2 protein-coding genes are annotated in these 3,119 nt (G+C 40.7%); both read right to left on the bottom strand.

From position 1 onward, the window contains the following. Positions 1–898: CobW family GTP-binding protein (locus tag PX636_RS20665; RefSeq protein ID WP_288118619.1), on the bottom strand; the 898-nt coding region annotated here is incomplete at its 3' end. Positions 899–1,011: 113 nt separating this feature from the next. After that, positions 1,012–2,868, bottom strand: a complete 1,857-nt coding sequence (gene thrS, locus PX636_RS20660) for a threonine--tRNA ligase (protein WP_288118617.1) — start codon at positions 2,866–2,868, stop codon at positions 1,012–1,014. Positions 2,869–3,119: the final 251 nt, after the last annotated feature.

Raw genomic sequence — 3,119 nt, 5'->3', positions numbered from 1 at the left:
CCGCTTGCAGATCGTAACGGAGACCGCTCAATTGAAAAATATGTTTTAAATCGCTTTGTTGAAACCAGAGAATCCCTTTTGCTCGAAAAACATTCATCGGCATTTTTTCCGTGAGAAAAGGTTCAAATTTATCTAGATTAAATGGTTTATCGCTAACAAAGGAGACAAAATTAAAGTCTTCAGGAGATTGATTATCACTGGAGCTTTGGCGATTTTTTTGAAAGTCTCTAAATTGGTTTTTATACAATTCTTCTTTAGTTAAACCTAAATCTAACAATAAACCCAAAGGAACCTGACCATAACTACTTTTTAGGAGTCTTATACCCTCTTTTTCTCGACGAATAAACTTTTCTAAATCATCTAATTTTTTGCCACTGACTCGATCTATTTTATTGAGAATTACCACGTCACCATAACGAATTTGACTAAGGGCAATGTTACTATCAAAATGATCGGCAGTAAAGGTTTCAGAATCCACGAGGGTAATAATAGAATCTAAGCGAGTCAGATATTTTAATTCCGTGGCCAGGAAAGTGAGGATAATTGGCAAAGGATCGGCTAATCCTGTGGTTTCAATGATTAGATAGTCCACGGGTATTTCTTTTTCTAAGACCTGATAGACTGTCTCAATTAAACTATCATTAATTGTACAACAAATACAGCCATTACTCAATTCTACCATATCTTCATCGATGGAAACAAGCAATTGAGAATCAATATTAATATCCCCAAACTCATTGACTAATACGGCAACTTTTAACCCTTCTTTATTGTCAAGAATATGATTTAGTAAGGTGGTTTTTCCACTCCCTAAAAAACCAGTAATGATCGTCACAGGCATTCCCGATTTAGGCAAGCAAGGGAGAGAATCGGAGAGAGGAATTATCAAAGAACTCATGGCAGCTAACCCACTTGTAAGTTAATTAATTGACAGAAAATAGGCTTTTCTCAACCCTGTTAAATTCGCCCTAAAGGGATCGATCTCCACTATTGCTGGTTTATACAAAAGTTTCAGAGATTAGTTTTAGATAGGATCGCTGTTTGCATTTTTCCTAATAAATCTACCAGCGTCATCGAACCTAAATCTCCCCCTTGTCGAGTGCGAACACTTAGAGTTTTACTGCTAACTTCTCGTTTTCCAATCACAGCTAAGACAGGGATTTTTTCTAGTTCTCCTGTACGAATTTGTTTACCTAAACGCTCACCAGTTTTATCGATTTCCACTCGATAACCAGCTTGTTTTAACTGCATTGCCACCCCTAAAGCATAATGCTGCTGTTCATCACTAACGGGTAATAAACGGACTTGAATAGGTGCTAACCAGAGAGGAAAATCTCCCGCATAATTCTCGATTAAAATGCCAAAAAATCTTTCCAAAGAGCCAAAAATAGCTCGATGAATCATAATCGGTCTTTCCCGAGTACCATCCCTAGCGACATATTGCATATCAAAGCGTTCTGGCAAGTTAAAATCGACCTGAATCGTGGAACATTGCCACATTCTACCGATCGCATCTTGAATTTTTATATCAATTTTCGGACCATAAAAAGCCCCACCTCCCTGATCCTCAATATAATCCCACTTTTTAGCATTTAAGGCCTCAATTAGAGCCGCCGTTGCCAATTCCCAAACACTATCACTACCCACGGATTTACTGGGACGAGTCGATAAATTTACCTCATAATTAGTAAAGCCAAAATCGGAAAGAATTTTCTCGGTTAAATTTAAAACTCCTAGAATCTCTGTGGCAATTTGTTCTGGTAAACAGAAAATATGAGCATCATCTTGAGTAAAACCTCTTACCCGCATTAATCCGTGTAAAACCCCCGATCGCTCGTAACGATAAACTGTGCCTAATTCTGCCCATCTGAGGGGAAATTCTCGATAGGAATGCAGGTCATTTTGATAGGTTAAAACATGAAAAGGACAATTCATCGGCTTAATTTGATAGCTTTGCTGTTCTAACTCGATCGCCTCAAACATATTGTCGCGATAAAAGTCCCAATGTCCGGAAGTTTTCCACAAATCTAAATTAGCTAGATGGGGAGTATAAAGAAATTGATAACCCGCTTCTAAATGAGCTTGGCGCCAATAATCTTCGATTAAATAACGCATTGTTGCACCCCGGGGATGCCAAAAAACTAAGCCTCCACCTGCATCTTCTTGGATGCTAAATAATTTTAATTGTTGTCCCAATTTGCGATGATCTCGTCGCTGCGCTTCTTCTTTTTGTTGGAGATAATTTTGTAATTCTGCGGGGGTTTGCCAAGCTGTGCCGTAAATTCGCTGTAATTGCGGCTGTTTTTCATCTCCTTGCCAATAAGCACCCGCTACACTCTCCAATGCGAAAGCATCTGGGTTAATTTCCCCCGTCGAGTTGAGATGGGGTCCCGCGCACAGATCCCACCAAAATTCTTCCGGGGGAGAAACAGCGCCATCAATTAACGAGGGTTCTCGATCGCTCCGTCCTGCGTCCGGACTACCGATAAAATAACGGGTAATGGTTTCATCTGGGGGAATTCTCTCTAAAATTGACCGTTTGTAGGGTTGATTAAGGCGCTCGATTTCTGCGGTAATTTCGCTTCTTTCCAGCACTTCTCGGATAATTGGCAGGTTTTTCCCGATAATTCGCCCCATTTCTGCCGCTATTTTCTCCAAATCTTCGGGGGTAAAGGGTGTTGGGCGATCGAAATCGTAGTAGAATCCCGTTTCTGTCCAGGGACCAATAGCAACTTTGGTTTCAGGAAAGAGAGTTTGTACAGCCATCGCTAAGATATGGGCGCAAGTATGGCGTATTTTTACGATTTTTTGCGAATCTTCTTCGATAACGGGGCTTTCTGCTCGGGGGGACTTAATTTGATTGACCATTGCCAGTTAAAACGATAATCATTATCATCTTAGCAGAGGAGGGCGAACTTCTGAGAGAAAAATGCGATCAAGTCCCATAGCGGTAAGCTCAATGCTGAGGTGTTTATCCCAGTCGTTCTATGGTAGAACACGATTGAAGCGCAGAACAATCTCTAGTGGAAGCTTTGCGACGACAGGCTGCCCAAGATGATTTTCTGACACGGCAATGGTATTACACTAGGCTACGGGATGCTTATCGGCAGTTACGAATT

Origin of the sequence: Microcystis sp. M53598_WE2 (assembly GCF_030067735.1) — a bacterium.
GTDB lineage: Bacteria > Cyanobacteriota > Cyanobacteriia > Cyanobacteriales > Microcystaceae > Microcystis > Microcystis aeruginosa.
Note: the sequence above shows the minus strand (reverse complement) of the source record. Positions and strands in the feature narration are given on the sequence as shown.